Source organism: Mycoplasma sp. 1890 (genome assembly GCF_053851615.1).
The window spans coordinates 24,657-41,147 of sequence record NZ_JBSQAZ010000007.1; the positions used below are offsets into that span (position 1 = coordinate 24,657).

Annotated in this window: 11 protein-coding genes and 6 tRNA genes; 10 read left to right on the plus strand and 7 right to left on the minus strand. The window is 27.4% G+C overall.

Annotation, left to right across the window (positions count from 1 at the left end; translation table 4 throughout):
- Nucleotides 1–154 precede the first annotated feature (154 nt).
- Together ACWXVO_RS01880 and ACWXVO_RS01885 are read left to right on the plus strand one after the other, a co-directional pair.
- Nucleotides 155–1,792, plus strand: a complete 1,638-nt coding sequence (locus tag ACWXVO_RS01880; RefSeq protein WP_456002238.1) for a DNA methyltransferase — start codon at nucleotides 155–157, stop codon at nucleotides 1,790–1,792.
- Nucleotides 1,785–4,421 (plus strand): DEAD/DEAH box helicase family protein, encoded by a 2,637-nt coding sequence (locus ACWXVO_RS01885; protein ID WP_456002241.1) that lies wholly within the window; start codon nucleotides 1,785–1,787, stop codon nucleotides 4,419–4,421. The genes ACWXVO_RS01880 and ACWXVO_RS01885 overlap by 8 nt, the downstream gene beginning before the upstream one ends.
- A gap of 313 nt (nucleotides 4,422–4,734) precedes the next feature.
- Here ACWXVO_RS01885 and ACWXVO_RS01890 read toward each other — a convergent pair whose 3' ends face one another.
- The 3 genes from ACWXVO_RS01890 to truB are packed head-to-tail and all read right to left on the minus strand — an operon-like array spanning nucleotide 4,735 to nucleotide 7,304.
- A complete protein-coding gene (locus tag ACWXVO_RS01890) occupies nucleotides 4,735–5,583 on the minus strand; it encodes an FAD synthase (protein ID WP_456002244.1) in 849 nt (282 codons plus the stop codon).
- 53 nt (nucleotides 5,584–5,636) lie between these two features.
- Entirely contained in the window at nucleotides 5,637–6,443 is an 807-nt protein-coding gene (locus ACWXVO_RS01895) for a YcsE-related riboflavin metabolism phosphatase (protein ID WP_438340862.1), read from the minus strand.
- A gap of 9 nt (nucleotides 6,444–6,452) precedes the next feature.
- Nucleotides 6,453–7,304: a tRNA pseudouridine(55) synthase TruB gene (gene truB / locus ACWXVO_RS01900; protein WP_456002247.1), complete on the minus strand. Its 852-nt coding sequence runs from the start codon at nucleotides 7,302–7,304 to the stop codon at nucleotides 6,453–6,455.
- Nucleotides 7,305–7,652: 348 nt separating this feature from the next.
- Here truB and ACWXVO_RS01905 point away from each other — a divergent pair.
- The 3 genes from ACWXVO_RS01905 (at nucleotide 7,653) to ACWXVO_RS01915 (ending at nucleotide 8,153) form a co-directional block, all read left to right on the plus strand.
- Nucleotides 7,653–7,728, plus strand: a tRNA-Thr gene (locus tag ACWXVO_RS01905).
- A 5-nt stretch (nucleotides 7,729–7,733) separates the two neighbouring features.
- Nucleotides 7,734–7,817 (plus strand) — tRNA-Leu (locus ACWXVO_RS01910).
- A gap of 114 nt (nucleotides 7,818–7,931) precedes the next feature.
- Nucleotides 7,932–8,153, plus strand: a complete 222-nt coding sequence (locus ACWXVO_RS01915) for a hypothetical protein (RefSeq protein ID WP_456002250.1) — start codon at nucleotides 7,932–7,934, stop codon at nucleotides 8,151–8,153.
- A 67-nt stretch (nucleotides 8,154–8,220) separates the two neighbouring features.
- On the opposite strand, the gene ACWXVO_RS01920 is transcribed toward ACWXVO_RS01915, so the two are convergent.
- The 4 genes from ACWXVO_RS01920 to ACWXVO_RS01935 all read right to left on the minus strand — a co-directional run bounded on the left by ACWXVO_RS01920 (nucleotide 8,221) and on the right by ACWXVO_RS01935 (nucleotide 8,638).
- Nucleotides 8,221–8,296: transfer RNA gene (locus tag ACWXVO_RS01920), tRNA-Val, on the minus strand.
- Nucleotides 8,297–8,299: 3 nt separating this feature from the next.
- Nucleotides 8,300–8,375 (minus strand) — tRNA-Glu (locus tag ACWXVO_RS01925).
- 4 nt (nucleotides 8,376–8,379) lie between these two features.
- A tRNA-Asn gene (locus tag ACWXVO_RS01930) sits at nucleotides 8,380–8,454 on the minus strand.
- Between the two features lie 108 nt (nucleotides 8,455–8,562).
- Nucleotides 8,563–8,638: transfer RNA gene (locus tag ACWXVO_RS01935), tRNA-Thr, on the minus strand.
- Between the two features lie 171 nt (nucleotides 8,639–8,809).
- Between ACWXVO_RS01935 and ACWXVO_RS01940 the strand changes: the two genes are divergently transcribed.
- The 5 genes from ACWXVO_RS01940 to ACWXVO_RS01960 all read left to right on the plus strand — a co-directional run bounded on the left by ACWXVO_RS01940 (nucleotide 8,810) and on the right by ACWXVO_RS01960 (nucleotide 15,831).
- Nucleotides 8,810–9,250: a division/cell wall cluster transcriptional repressor MraZ gene (locus ACWXVO_RS01940; protein ID WP_456002253.1), complete on the plus strand. Its 441-nt coding sequence runs from the start codon at nucleotides 8,810–8,812 to the stop codon at nucleotides 9,248–9,250.
- Entirely contained in the window at nucleotides 9,247–10,158 is a 912-nt protein-coding gene (gene rsmH / locus ACWXVO_RS01945) for a 16S rRNA (cytosine(1402)-N(4))-methyltransferase RsmH (RefSeq protein WP_456002262.1), read from the plus strand. Before ACWXVO_RS01940 ends, rsmH begins: the two co-directional genes overlap by 4 nt.
- 3 nt (nucleotides 10,159–10,161) lie before the next feature.
- On the plus strand, nucleotides 10,162–11,223 hold the full coding sequence (locus ACWXVO_RS01950; RefSeq protein WP_456002256.1) for a hypothetical protein: 1,062 nt from the start codon (nucleotides 10,162–10,164) through the stop codon (nucleotides 11,221–11,223).
- A 67-nt stretch (nucleotides 11,224–11,290) separates the two neighbouring features.
- On the plus strand, nucleotides 11,291–12,424 hold the full coding sequence (gene ftsZ, locus ACWXVO_RS01955) for a cell division protein FtsZ (protein WP_455966233.1): 1,134 nt from the start codon (nucleotides 11,291–11,293) through the stop codon (nucleotides 12,422–12,424).
- A 269-nt stretch (nucleotides 12,425–12,693) separates the two neighbouring features.
- A complete protein-coding gene (locus ACWXVO_RS01960; protein ID WP_456002259.1) occupies nucleotides 12,694–15,831 on the plus strand; it encodes a hypothetical protein in 3,138 nt (1,045 codons plus the stop codon).
- Nucleotides 15,832–16,491: the final 660 nt, after the last annotated feature.

Below are 16,491 nucleotides of genomic sequence, written 5' to 3' on the forward strand. Positions count from 1 at the left end.
TTTTGTTGTATTTCTTAACAATATCACCTTAACTTAGATAAAATTTTTATATAATTCAAACAAAATTATAGTTTTTTACTTCCCATAACATAAGTGAACAAGATAAGAAATTTAATTATAGTTTTTGCAAAAAAACCGCAAAGAAAGGACTAATATGGAACCAAAAATCACGTCATTAACTCAATGTTTATTAGATATACTTAAAGATAATAATAAGTATTATTCTTCTGAACAAAATAAGCTTTTATTAGGTAATATTTTTGCTGCAGTTAATAATCATGATAGCGATCTTTTGGAGATTCTTTATTCTAATGAATTAATACGCAAAAATTTCTTTGTTAAGGTTAAAGACATCTGAATTTTTAATGACAAAAAATTCATAGATTTTATCAACCTAAAAGACTTTATGCCTGATAGTTTTACTTCTTTTAAAAATCGCATTGGCCTAGTTGATAACAATGGACACTTTCTTGACGAAAGCAACGATGTTGTACTTTCATTTCCCTTCAAAGATTGTGTTTTAGTTGGCAATCAAGACAAAGACGACCAGAAATGTAGTGAAGTTATGCTCAATGAAACTCTTGGGCTTGATGATATTAACAGACTTCTTGATCCTAAAGCCCTAGTTAATGCAAAACGCTATAGCTCACAAGGAGTTGAACAAAACATATTATTTAATAAAAAAGATAATCTTATCATTAAAGGGAATAATCTTATAGCATTAAGCTCTATATTAAAGAGATATGAAGGAAAAGTTAAATGTATCTATATCGATCCGCCTTACAACACTGGCAATGATTCATTTAATTACAATGATAAATTTAACAATTCAACATGACTTGTCTTTATGAAGAACAGATTAGAGCTAGCCAAAAAATTATTAAGGGATGATGGAAGTATTTTTATAAGTATAGACGAAAATATGAAGTCATATTTAGATATTTTGATTAGAAGTTTGGGATTTGATTATTTTAAAGAGTTAATATGAGAAAGCGGAAAACCTTTTGGGTATAAAGCGACTAGCACTATATGGCCTCGTGTTCATGAAACAATCTACCATTTCTGTAAGGTGCGTAGTAAAATTTTTTATAAACCTACCTATACATTTGAATTATCAAGTTCAGGTTCTAAAATAATGACTTCAAGCATTATAAAAGCAAAGGAAAATGGGATTTATTCAATGGATTGGATCGTAGGAGCAAAACAAAGTGTAGGTTTTGGTGCGGGTCAAAAACCTGAAGAATTGATAAAAAAACTCCTTGATGCTACTACAAATGAGGGTGATATTATTCTAGATTTCTTTCTTGGTTCAGGAACAACCGCTGCTGTAGCACACAAAATGAATCGACAATATATTGGTATTGAGCAAATGGACTATATCGAAGACATCACGCTAGCAAGGCTTAAAAAAGTTATTGATGGTGAACAAGGCGGAATATCTCAGTTAGTAGGCTGACAAGGAGGCGGTTCATTTGTGTACTGCGAATTAGCCCAAAATACACAAAAATGAGTGGATTTGGTAAAAAAAGCAACTAGCAAAGACATTGTTTGTGTTAAAGACCAAATACTAAATTCTAATGACATAATTCCTTATTTAAGTAAAGCAGAAATTGAATCTAGCTTAAGTACTTTTGATTCACTTAGTCTTGATGAGAAAAAAGCTCGTCTTATTTCAATAATTAACAAAAACAAATTGTATGTAAATTATTCTCAAATAGATGATGAGTCATATGAAATTAGTGAAACTGACAAGCAATTTAGCAAATCGTTTTATGAGGCAGAGAATGAATAATAATTTAGCTGATAAATTAAAAAATATATTAGATTATTTTCCACCTAAAGACCTTGACACATTTATTGTAAATGGACTAAATCCTAAAATTAAATTGAGAGATTACCAAACTAGAGCAATTCAGTCATTTATTTTGTATTATCTTGATGAAGGTAATACAAAATTACGTACTCAAGATAAAATACACAACCTATTCCAAATGGCAACAGGGAGTGGAAAGACAGTAATAATGGCTGCTTTAATTCTGTTTTTATATCAACAAGGTTATAGAAACTTTATTTTCTTTGTATCACAAACCAATATTCTTGAAAAAACTAAAGAAAACTTTGCAAATCCAGCAAGTTCAAAATATTTATTTGCTTCGCCTTTAAAATGCTTCAATAAAACAATAAAAATCAATATTGTTGATAATTTTCAAGCTTCAAACATTGATAAAGACTCAATTAATATATGTTTTACAACCATTCAAAAATTACATAATGACATTATTAGTCCACGCGAAAATGCTATGAGTGAATATGATTTTAGCAATCAAAAAGTAGTATTCATCAGTGATGAATCTCATCACCTAAATGCAAGCACAAAAGCCAAAAGTAAAGTACAAAAACCCGAAATATTTGAAGAACCTTCTTGGGAAAACACTGTAATTAGTTTATATAATAAACATCCTGAATCGCTTCTACTTGAATTTAGCGCAACTGCAGGTCTTAATGATGAAGATATTAACAAAAAATACATAGACAAACTGATTTTTGACTATCCACTCAAAACTTTTAGAGACGAAAAATGAACCAAAAACTTTCAAAACATAAGTTCTGAGACAACATATTGACAAAGATCGCTTATAGCATTAATTATGAGTGAATATCGTCATATGCTTTTTAATGATTTAGGCTTAGAAATAAAACCAGTGGTTTTATTTAAGTCAAAAAGCATTGCAGAAAGTAAAAAATTTTTTGAAGAGTTCAAGCAAAAAATTCAAAAACTAAGCATTGAAGACATATTGGCTCTTGAAACTATTAATATTCCAATTATGAAGCAAAGTCTTAGTTACTTTAAAAATTTAGGACATCAAGACTATCAATTATTAGTTAATCTACTCAAAGAAAGTTTTCGTGAGCAAACACTAGTCATTATTAACTCATCCACTGAAAGTGCAATTGATGCACAAATGCAAGTGTTGCTCAATACGTTAGAAGATAAAGACAATGTCTTGCGAGGTATTTTTGTAGTTGATCAACTAAATGAGGGTTGAGATGTACTTAACCTTTTTGACATTGTTAGACTACATGATGAACGTCAAGAAAATACACGTGTAAAAACCAACAAGTATACAATTAAAGAAGCTCAATTAATTGGACGTGGAGCCCGTTATTGTCCTTTTGTGTATAACAATGATGAACAAAATCGAAACAAACGAAAATTCGATGCAGACTTAAGCAATAAATATCGTGTTCTCGAAACTCTTTATTACCACTGCAAAAACGATTCACGCTATATCAATGACCTTCAAAATACACTTAAACAAACTGGTCTTATTGATGATGATAATGGTAAAGTAGTTGAAATTAAACTTAAAGAAGAATTTAAAAATTCAGAATTTTTTCAAAATGCTTTAGTTTGAACTAACAAAAGAGTTCCAAAACAAAATAGTATGCCAAGCGAGCAAGATAAAGTTAATTTTACTAAAACTATTGATTTTAAAGTTAAACAAATTAAGGCTAATGAGGAAAAACTTTTTGATTTAGACACACAATCAGATAATGAAATAGAAGAACTTAAAATTGTTTATCATCTTAATCTTGAGGAAGTTGAATATCACATTCTTGAGGGCTGTGCGCTTTATTTTGAAACACTGAAGTTTGATTTTCTAAAATCTAAGTTCTCTAATCTTAAATCACTTCAAGAATTTTTAACTTCATCTGATTATCTAGGTTCAAATGTTAAAATCAACTTCTGGTCTAATAGCTCTAAAGCAAAAATAAGTGGAAGAGATATTTTTAGTGCTGTTATGGATGCATTTAAACAAATTGAAAATTATCTTTATTCACTCAAAGATGCAAGTGTAGGTGAAAAAGTTCTACGTCCTAAATATCTTAAAGATGTTATTGAAGATAAATTAATATATGTTGCTAATGTTGAGGATGAAGACGGAAATGGTAACCCTCAAAGTAAAGCAAGCAAAAAACTTAGAATGGATCTTAGTTCTAAAAAATGATATGTTTTTAATGATAATTATGGAACAAGTGAAGAAAAAGAATTTGTCAAATGATTTAGTGATAACTATGCAAAGCGACTTGAAAACAAAAATATTGAATTCTATTTAGTTAGAAATGAACGTTTTAGTGATCTTGCACTTTATGATTTTGATAGTGGTGATCGTTTTGAACCTGATTTTCTTCTTTATTTCAAAACCAATAAAATAAATTCGCAAGTATTTGTTGAACCTAAAGGTACACATCTAATCGAACATGATAATTGGAAAGCGAATTTATTGAGCTTGATAAACAGTGACATCAATCTTATGCCAAATAATGGTAATTGAAGAGTTATTGGTATGCCTTTTTTCAATAAATTAAAAACCACCGAATTTAGTCAAAAATTTGATGATTTTATTGAAAGTCTATAGCACTCGTGCTTTAAAATGCTATCGTAGATAATTTTGTGTAGAGATCACTAAATAGCAAATATTTAACAGAAGATTTTTACACCAAATTATCTACAGTACCACCAAACAACATATTTGGAAGAAAAATTCTCCAATTTTGTCATGTTGTTTGGTTGTTTTTTGCATAATAAATTTAGATTTTCGTAATTGCTAATCTCAAATCTTTTACTAAAAAAAGTAAGCCAGAGATAAATTTACACAAAATTTCTATACTACCTTCAAAATAAGTTTGAGACTGATTTATACAAAATTATCCACAGTATCCAAATTTAATTTATTTAGCAAATCATTTTTTGGCAATTTGTATATCGCTGTCTTGAATTTTATTTTCATGATTAAGACTGATATATCTTATTAATGCTTCAAACTCGACAAATATTTCTTGATACTTGCTTGGAATTATATCAAGATCTAAAAGATAGGCAACATTATCAAAACCTTCATCATTTTTTATGCCAATTTTAACTAAACCGTGATATTCTATATCATTAATTATAACGTTTGTAATATAAATTCCTGATTTAATTTTTTTGATATTTTCAGGATATTTAAAATGAAATTTATCAAAATTGGTAATAAAAGCATATTTTTCAATAAGTAGATTATTTATTGCCGAAATGTTGCCTTCATCAATTAATTCATTTATTAATGTTGAGGAAATTTTTCTTTTATTAATCTTTCGTTCGTTTGCTGTATAGACTTCAAAATTTTTTTTAAGGTAATTAACATCGCCACTTCTACGAAAGCCAAAATAAAAATCATTACCGCATACAACATATTTAACGTTATTATTTTTTAAATTATTGCAAAAGTCATAATGTGAAACATTCATTGTATCTTCATTAACATCAACTAAAAATACGAAATCGAATCCTAAATTAAATAATGTATATAGTCTTGTTTGGACTTGAAAGGCCTTGTTTTCGTGTATTTTCGACTTTTTATATGGTTGGTTAAATAGCATAATTGCTAATTTGTAATTTGCCCCTGAATTTTTTAGGTCCTTTGCAATTTTGATTAATTCATAGTGTCCTAGATGAAGAGTTTCAAAACTGCCTAAAACCATAATTAGGTCATTATTTATTTCAAAAATTTGTTTAAAATTTCATTCAAAAATTTTCATATTAATAATTTTACTTTAATTAATAATTTTAAAAATAAATAAAAATTTTACGATTACTCGTAAAATCCTTTTTCTTTTAGTTTGAAATATGGTCCATCTTCAGTAACAGGTAAACATATTTCATTAGCAACATCTTTAGTGGTATCTTCTCCATTTCCCATAGCTATCCCTAAACCAACTAGTTTTAGCATCTCAATGTCATTTTCAGAATCACCAAATGCAACCATTTCACTTGGCTTAATATCCAACAGTTTGCCCAATACTTCTAGACCCACGGCCTTGGTAATGCCTTTAGCTGAAAGAAATATTCCCCCAGGTCATGTTGCTAAAACTCACATATTCATATTATGGTGTTCGAATAAAATATTAAGTTGCTTAGATCAATATTCGGGATTATTTGTGCTAACAGTGATTAGATAGTTTTTATCATTTTTTGTTTCGAATTCTTTTTCTGATATAAATTTATCTTTATAAGGTAGATAGAATCAGTGATTTAGATTAAATAAATCATTATAATAGCCCCATTTATATCCTACAAATGAAAATGGTATCTTTCTTTCATTAGCAAATAATCTGAACTTTACAAAATCATTATAATCAATAGTTTGTTCAAATATGTATTCATTAGTTTTTAAATCTAAAATAAATGTTCCATTTGCACCAATAAAATAATCAACATATGGATTATGTATTTGTTTTCCGACTGTAAAAATATCACGTCCTGAACAAAGCACATTAATATAACCTGCATCTTTTAATTTGCGAAACATTTCTTTCATTCTTAGAGAAAGTTCATCTATGCCGAATGGTAGCAATGTACCGTCTATATCAAACACAACCATCTTGTACTTGTTATTCATTTTAACCTCTTAACTAGGCAATGAAAATATACGGTTGAATAAAACCTTGTCGAAGGTTATGAAACCGTTATTTATTTGTCCTCAACCAATTATTTGATTATTAAATGTAAAAAGGCCTTTTCCGTTAAAGTTTTTAAATCTATCGAAAAAAACCGATTTTGACTTTATTAATTTCACTTCAAAATGTGTAAGTGTATATAATTTTACTCTAAAAAGAGAGTTTATGTTATTGATTTGCTCAAAATCGAGACTTTCATTTAATTTGATATTCCCAATTTTCTCTCGCTTTAAAATATTTACAACAGCATCCGTTTCAAGAAATGTTCCAATATCATGAATTAATGACCTTATGTAAGTTCCTTTTGATACTTTTGTCCTAATGATGAATGATTGTTTTTGATAGTTAAAATCTATTAACTCCAAGTTGTGTATTTTAATATTACATTCTGCTAATGAAAAATCTATGTTTTTTCTAGCTAAATCATAACTTCTTTGTCCATTTATTTTTTTGGCCGAAAAAACTGGAGGAATTTGTTTGGTTTGATTTTTAAAATGTTTTAGCGCATTTTCTAATTGCTCCTTGGTAATCATTTTTTTATTTTTTAAAAAAATAACTTCTTCACCTTCATCATAACTTTTAGAAGAGCAATGAAGTGAAGCTTCAACAAAATACTGTTTTGTATCATTAATAAGTCATGGCAAAACTTTTGTATCATCATCACTAGCAACTATTAAAAGACCTTGGGCTAACGGATCAAGAGTACCGCTATGACCAATCTTTTTAATATTATGTTCTTTTGCAAATTTTTTAATTGCAAAAAAACTTGATTCTCCTCTTTTTTTATTAATCTTAAAAAACATTTTTCCTCAATGTAATTTATTATATCATTTTTAAATTATTTAATCAATTGAAGGGGTTATTGATGAGATAACTGAATATTAAAAGCTTTATCTTCTTAGTTTTTAAATTAAGTGTTAGATTTATGTATTAACGAAGATTACCATATTTATCATGAGGCAAGTTTTACTTGATTTGCTAGTTAAAAAATATCTCCTTATTTTATAAAAAACACTAATTTACTAATTTATAAAAGTGTATAAAATAAAAATAGGTGTTTTGAATCATATTTCAAAAAATTATAATATATGCTACTTTTTTTATTAAATAACAAAAAAATTATATATAATAATATAGCATTAAATAAGTAAGCCGTTTTAGCTCAGTTGGCAGAGCAACTGACTTGTAATCAGTAGGTCGTAGGTTCAAGTCCTATAAACGGCACCATATATGCGCGAGTGGTGAAATTGGCAGACACGTTAGTTTTAGGCACTAATGCTTCCGGCGTGAGGGTTCAAGTCCCTCCTCGCGCACCATATCATTAAATATGTTGTTTAGAAAGGTTATAAATGCCTTTCTTTTTTTATTTTAAATTTTATAATGAAAAAATAATTAATATAATTCAAATTGCGCGCTAAACTTAATATGTTATGAGGAAAATAAAATTATTTGAAATGTTTTCAGGTATTGGCAGCCAATATAAAGCCCTTAAGAATTTAGAACATAAATTGAATTTTAAAGCAGTTAGTTTGGGTGCTTGTGATTTTTATATTGATGCAATTATTTCATATATGATAATTCATTGCGGTAATCGTAATTACTTTTTTATAGTTAAAAATCTTATTATGTTGGTTTATTTGTTATGCACCTAAATTAGTGGATAACAAAAAAAGCATATAAAAAATGCCGTGAAGGCATTTTTTATTGGTGATTTACAAATGGTGGAGAATGAGGGGCTCGAACCCACGACCCTCGCCTTGTAAGGGCGATGCTCTCCCAACTGAGCTAATTCTCCAAATGGTGACCCTAGCGGGACTCGAACCCACGCATGTATGGATGAAAACCATATGTGTTAACCACTTCACCATAGGGCCATACTGGCGCCGACTATTGGGATTGAACCAACGACCAACTGGTTAACAGCCAGCTGCTCTACCGCTGAGCTAAGTCGGCACTCATATAAGTAAATGCTTAATTATTATAACCTAAAAAAATATTTCTTAATAAAAATTTTTAATTTATTTATATAAGCACCATCATATCTCGTATTATCGGCAATTATGGTGCTGGTTAGAGGTATCGAACCCCCGACCCACTGATTACGAATCAGTTGCTCTACCATCTGAGCTAAACCAGCATGTAAATTATTTTAGCAAATTTTAGTAAAAAAGTAATTTTCTAAATTATTAATTATTCATTTGTCAATTTTAAAAAATATAAATTTGTCGCTTTTTATTAAAAAAATACTTTTTTCAAAAAATAGTTTATAAAAATAGTAAAATTTGGTTGATAGTGGGAGGAAGTGGAAATGTATGGTAAATACGAGCGAAGCTTAGATGACAAGTTAAGAGTTGTCATTCCACCTAAAATACTTAATGATTTAGGAAAAGAATTTTTTATCACAATTGGTTTTGACAAACAATTAGTTTTGAGAGATAAGGTTGAGTTTGGAAAACTAAAATCTAAACTTGAGGATAATAATTTGCTTAATAGAGATTTGAGAGAATTAAGTAGATTTATCTTTGCAAATACAGAATTAGTTGTGCCAGATAAGTCAAATCGTATTATTATTCCGAAACATTTAGCTTTTAAAACCACTATCAAAAAGGATGTTGTCTTCATCGGATCAGGAAACACCTGTGAACTTTTTGCAAAAGAAGTTTATGATGCAAAAGAAAGATATTTCGAAGATGAAATTGACATTAATAATCTAGCTCAGAAATTATTTGAACAAGGGGTTAAATTATAGAAAAACATATTCCTGTTTTGCTAAATGAAGTAGTTAACTCATTAGACATTAAGCCAAATGGGATTTATCTTGATTTAACTTTAGGAAGAGCTGGACATAGTGTTGAAATTTTAAAAAAAATAAAAGACCAAGGTAACGGGAGACTTATTTGCTTTGATAAAGATATTGAAGCAATACGTGATTCCGAACAAAAATTAAAATTAGTGAGTGACCTTTTTATATTAGTTAAGAGTGATTTTAGATTCTTGAAAGAAGAATTAGCGAAACTTAATATTGAAAAAGTTGATGGAATCTTAGTTGATTTAGGTGTATCTAGTCCACAACTAGATGATGCTAGAAGAGGTTTTTCATATTCACAGGATACAAAACTGGATATGAGAATGGATTTGGATGCAGAACTTAATGCACATATAATAGTCAATGAGTGAGAAGAAGATAAAATTGCACAAATTTTATACGATTATGGTGATGTAAAGCTAGCAAGAATAGTTGCGAAATCAATTGTTAAAAATAGACCAATTAGTACTTCTTTTGAATTAAATGAAATTATTAAAAAAGCATTACCAGCCAAAATTGTTAGACAAAAGAATCCATCGAAGGCTGTATTTCAAGCTTTAAGGATTGCGGTTAATGATGAATTAAATGCATTAGATGATTTGCTAAATCAGGTTATAGATTTATTAAATGTTAACGGCAAGTTAGCTATTATAACCTTTCATAGCAAGGAAGATGCAAAAGTCAAAAGATTCTTTCAAAATTTAAATTATGTAGATCCTAAATTAAAAAGATTGCCAGTTCAGACTGAATTAAAGTGAAAACAAAAAATTATTTTTCCTTCTCAAAGCGAATTTGAGAATAATAAAAGATCACGTAGCGCAAAAATGAGAGTGATAACAAAAATAGGTTAATTTATGAAGAAAAGTGTTATTATAGCATACAAATTTGAGGTCAGCAGTTTTTCTGTTGAGGTTATAGAGCAAAATTCTTTTGGAAATATTTTGATTTATAAAAGAAGCATTAGTAGCACAATTTTTAACCTATTTGAGTTAGATTCATTTATTTGCAAAACTAAAAAAGAAATTGAAGCAACCATATCTTTGACAATAAAAAATGTTGTTGTAATTATTCAAGATTCACCTTTTTTGAAAATTAATAAGAAAATAATTTCTAATAAAAGTAATCAAAAGCTAACTAATTATGAATTAGCTAAGAAACTATACTACTTAGAAAAATCAAATAGTAATTACTTATTTGATTACTCATATCTAAATAATGATAATAACAATCGATTAATAAGTCTTAATCTTTTAGAATGAAATGTTGCTAAAAACATTTTTAATCTATTTAAGAAAAATAACCTAAATATTTTAAAAATTTATGACTATGAATTTCTTAAAAATATTTATTTTAATCAACAAAGAGATTCTGGAATAGCTACCCAAATTTATTTAGATGATTACAGCTTGAAATTAGATGTTTTAAAAAATGATGTAGTTATAATTAAAAAAAATGTTAATTTAGGAATAGATTATTTAATTGAATTCATTGCTAAACAATTGAAAACTACCAAAAAAATAGCTTATACTAAATTTAATTTATGGCAATGTAACTTAAATTCTGGCAATAATTTATTATTTAAAAAAGTTCTGGGATATTATTTAAAAAAAATTAATGATTATGTTGAATCTTTTTTAAAAAATATAAAAGATATTAATATAAAAGTTAATTTTAATGTAAGTAATAGCAAATTCCTAGAAACCATAAAAACGTTTAAAAACTTTAAAATTTTAAGTTATTTATCAGACAAAGCTTATTGCGCAATTGATGTTATTAGTTATGAAATGATGGGAATTATTAATCTTGTTAACAAAAGACAAAATACTATTAAAGAAATGACTATAACCTCTGAATTATTTATTTTAGACGTAAATAAACGAGAGGAAAAAGGATATTCTTTTAATTACAAAAAATAAACTCAATTTTATTTATATAATTTAGTTAAATTAAAGATAAAGTAGAAAAAAAGTAAGGAGTACTGCCATGCCAGAATTTGAAAATTTCAATTCCGTTGCTAATATTAAGGTTATCGGTGTTGGTGGTGGTGGAAATAATAGTATTCAAAGTCTTCTTGATACAAAAATTGATGGATTAGAATTTGTTGTTGCAAATACAGATAGACAAATTCTAGATAAATTTGATAAATCACTAACACTACAATTAGGTGATAAAAAAGGTATCGGGGCTGGTGCTAATCCAGAAATTGGAAGACAAGCTGCCGAGCATTCAACACATGAAATAAAGGAAAAGATAAAAAATGCTAGCCTAGTAGTTATTACTGCTGGGATGGGTGGCGGCACCGGTACTGGAGCAGCCCCCGTGATTGCCAAATTAGCTAAAGAACAAAATTCTTTGGTAATAGCAATTGTAACTACACCCTTTTCATTTGAAGGAAAAAAGCGAAGTCAGATTGCACTCCAAGGGATTGAAGAATTAAAGAAAAATGTAGATTCTTATATTATTATTTCAAATGATAAATTAAAAGAATCTTTTGGCGAAATTTCTTTTAAGGATGCTTTTAAGGTTGCAGATAATATTGTTAAGCAATTTATTAGAACTGTTGTCGATATTATAGCTGTACCTGGTTTGATTAATTTAGACTTAGCCGACCTAGAAACGTTAATTAAAAACAGTGGTGAAACCATTGTAGGAATCGGACAATCAACTGGTGAAAATGCGGCGCAGAAAGCAATGCATAATGCGATAAGCAGTCCTATTTTAGAAAGTAATATAAAAGGTATCACTAAAGCAATAGTTTATTTTTCGTCATCAAGAAATAGTACTATCAATGATTTTGAAGCCGCAATTGATGTTTTAAAGAATGTTGCTGGCGAAAATATTGATGTTATATTTGGCGTTGGTTCTCCTGCTAATGAAGAAGCAGAAAAACTTGGTGAAATTTATGTATCTGTAATTGCTACAGGAATAAATAGAACCAACAATAAAGAAGAAAATGATTTTAAACTCACAAATAGTGAAATCGAAAATCATACAGATGATGATACACAAGAATATTTGACAATTTCAGGTTTTGATTCATCTAAATCTAAATCCCATTTGAATAATAAATATTCAAATGATGATGAAAGCAATGAAATTATTTACAATAAATTTTAAAGTAAGAAGATGTAAGAATTCCTGTTTTAAAAGTAAATTATTTTAGAGAGAGGCAGTTGCCTCTTTTTTATTACCCAGGGTTAGAAAGCATGAATATATTGCATAAATAAACTAAAACATATACAAATTTTATCATTATTATAAATAATGATAGCCTTACAAAATAAGCAACTTTGCGAAAAAAAAAAAAAAAAAAATGTAACATATAACCTATAAAAATTGAAAAATATTTGAAAACGATAGCTTAAAAAAAGAAAGAGTATAAATTTATGGAAAATACCAGTGAAAACAAACAAAAAAAGAAAAGACGTGGCAACATTATTTTAGCTTTATCCCTTTCGTTATCAATTGTTGCAACAGGCGCTTTGGTTGCTTATTATTTCTTAAATGCCAATAAAAATAGAGTTAATGGTGCAAATGATATTAAAGGTTTAAAAATAAAGGACCAGAAAATTGCTTCAAACTCAGCAGTGTTTAATTTAAAAAATATTGATGAAAATGATAATATGGATAGAACATTTTTAGTTTTGTTTTATGCCAAAAAAACACCATATGAAATAGTTAGAAAGTCTCACACAGTCGGAAAAAATAGCGAAAATATGCATTTTGGGCTAAATAATGAGAAACCGTTATCTCCTAATACTGATTATGAATTCCAGATGGTTTATAATAATAAAATTGTTTTTATTCATCAATTTAAAACCTTAAAAGCTGAGCAAAAATATTCACAAGATGAATTAGATAAAACAAACAGCGAACTAGAGAAAGCAAAGCAAAATGATTTATTAAAAAACAGAAATGTAATTTCTAAGACAGAAGAATTAAACAAAGCTAATGAAAAACTAAATAAAACCAGGGAAAATAAGGAAGCTTTGGAAAAACAACTTCAACTTATTAAAGAAAAAATAAAAGCGCTTGAAAAATCAAAAAAAGATGCGGAGCAAAATAAACAAGAATTAGAAAATAGCGTTATTTATGCGAATAATGAGTTAGATAAACTAACCAAAGAATTAAATGAAGCAAATAGGAAACTAGAAAAAGCTAAAAATAAGGTTAAAAATGCTCAAGAAAGCGTTGAATCTTCAACTTCTAATGCTATTGATATAGATAATGATTTAGCAAAGAAAACTAAGGAATTAGAAGAAGCTAAAAAAGAATCAGAAAAAGCTAATAATACTATAATTGCTCTTAATAGTGATAAAAATAGAATAAATAATGAATTAAATAATGCTCAAAAACAACTAGATCAAGCAAATAAACAACTTAATGATGCAAAGCAGGAAGTAAGTGAGACAACTCAAAAACTGAATAGTCTTATTTCTACAAATATTGAACTAAACAATCAAGTTCAAGAAGCAAGTAGACTTGAAGAAGAAATTTCCATTGACGCAGGTCGTATTTTTAAAGAATTAGAGAAAGCAAATAATAATCTAGTAAAAGCAAAGGACAATCAAAAAAACATCTTAAAACAAATTGAAAATTCTAAACGTGAATATCAAGAAAAAGAGCAAAATTTTAATCAAATAAATAATGAATTGGAAGAATCAAAAAGATTATTGAAACAGGCTCAAGATACACAAAATAACTTACAAACACAATTAGATGAAATTAAAAAAAATAAAAAGCAAAAAAATGAAGAGATTAATAAACTAGGTAATGAAATAAAATTAGTTGATGGAACCATTAAGAAAATAGAAAAATTAATTGCTGATATTAAAAATGATGAAATCGATAAAGATCGTTATGCTAACCAGTTAAACATTGAATATGAAATTTTGAAACAAAATTTAAAACTCGCAAATGATCTTAAAGATGGTGCTGCTGAAAGTTCTATAAATATCGAAAAAAGAATTAAGCAAAATTTAGAAGAAATAAAACAAAAAAAATTAGATATAGCTGAATTTACTAATCAAAAAAAATTATTAGAAAATAACCTAGTTGAACTAGGAAATAATCGTACATCTATGAGAATCAAGATCGGAGAAGTATCTGAATTGGTTGAAAAAAATAAGAAACTAATTGATTCATATAATAAAAATATAAGTGATTATCATAAAACATTAGATAGAATTGCTGAGGCCAATGGATCTGATACTGGTATTGGTGATGGAGGAGTTGCGGCGGAGGATAGAATTTGAGAGATAATTGATCGACTTCAATCCGAAAAGAGTAGTATTGAGAAAGATTATAAAATGGCACAAAAAGAATTGGCAGAATGGGAAGAAAAAAATAAAAAACTCGAAAAGGAAATTGTGCCAGTAGTAAAAGAATATTGAGATTTTGATGGAAAAATATTACAAGCAGAGAAAAGACTGTTGGAGTTAACTAAAGAAAAAGACGAAAATATTGAAAGAAAAGCCCAATCTGAAAAGAAACTAAAAGAAGCTGATGCTAATGTAGCAATCAAAGAGAAGCAAAAGAATGATAAGTTTGAATTATTACAATTGGCAAGAGTAGAAGCCACTGAAGCTAAAAAACGTAGAAAAGATGCAGAAAACAATTTAAGATTAACTAAGGAAAAATGAATAACAAAAAATCAAGAGATTCAAGATGCTAATAATGCATTAAATAGTTCTAATGATATTTTAGCTGCATTGGAACAAAGCCTAAGGGACGCAAAAAAAATTGTGGATGAAAAGCAAAAAGAAGTAGCTAAAAATGAGAAAAGTAAAAGTAATGTTGAAGTGCAAAAGCAAAATTCTTTTATGAATAATAAGAGATTAATGAAGGCGCTTGAAAGTATTAACAATGATATTTCTTTAAAAACTGATGTGTTAAATCAAAAAAGTAACGAATTAAGTGATTTAAATAAAAGACATGAACTGCTAGCTGCTAATAAAAATGAATCTGTTCAAAAAGCTAACAAGAATAATATAGAATTGCAAAAAGTTCAGCATGAATTAAATAGTGCTAATCATAAAGTTCAAAGTTTATTTGAAAATGTAGGCCAAAAAACTAAAGAAGTAGAGCGAATAATAAAAAAACTGCAAGATATTGAAAAAGCTATCAATAAAACAAATAATAATAATAATAATAATAATAATTTAACAAATAAAAAACAAAAAGAATATGAAAATGCTAAGCAAAAAAATGACGCTGCTTTACTGAAACTAAATAATGAAAAATATAAACTCAAAGAAGCACAAAAGGAATTAGAAAAAATAGCTATTGAAATTAATCTAAAACAGCAAAAATTAGAGAAAGCAAAAAATAAATTTAATGATATTTATAGTCTTAATCAAGAAATAATTAAAACAATAAACGATGTTGATTTAAGTATTAAAAATATTCTTAGTGAAAGTGATAATATAAAAAAACAAATTCTAAAAAATGAAAAAGAATTAAAATCAGATGAAGAGAATGTATCTGTTAAAGAAAAAGAACTTCAAAAAATAAAGAAGGAATAAAATAATGCATAAACATTTCATGAATTCATTAAGGAATATTAAATGCTATTAGATTAATAAATTTTTCAGAAGTTAAGAAGTACCGTTTAGCTTAAAAAAATAAATAAACTTTAACTTAAAGCTTGATTTTTTAAAAAAATAAAAAAGGTAGCATAAGTAATCTTGCTTTCCTATGCCCTCCATTTAAGTATAAAAATAAAGAACATAATTTAAATCCTTTTAATAAGGAAGTGTAAGAATTTTTTGTGTAAATTAATTTCTAGCCTACTTTTTATTAAGAGATTTGAGAATGGTAATTACGCAAATTTAAATTTATTATATAAAAATAACCAAACAACAAAATAATTGAAAAAATTTTTGTATCTGATGTTTGGTTATTTTTTTGTTATTTATCATTTGTGTCTACTGAGAAATTGAGTCTGATTAAAGAGATGCCTTAAATTGGAAACAACATTATCTCATTTTTTAAGTTAATTTTAATTGTAAAATTCTCATAAATATAATTATTTGACGAACAAGTTAATGATAATGATACCTTTATTTTTGCATATGTTTTTGATAATAGCAAATTCGTAGTAAAGCTAAAATAATATGTTATGGCATACGTTCTTGTAAATTTAAAGGTGCATATTAGCGTCAGCTATAATTATTTTACTATAT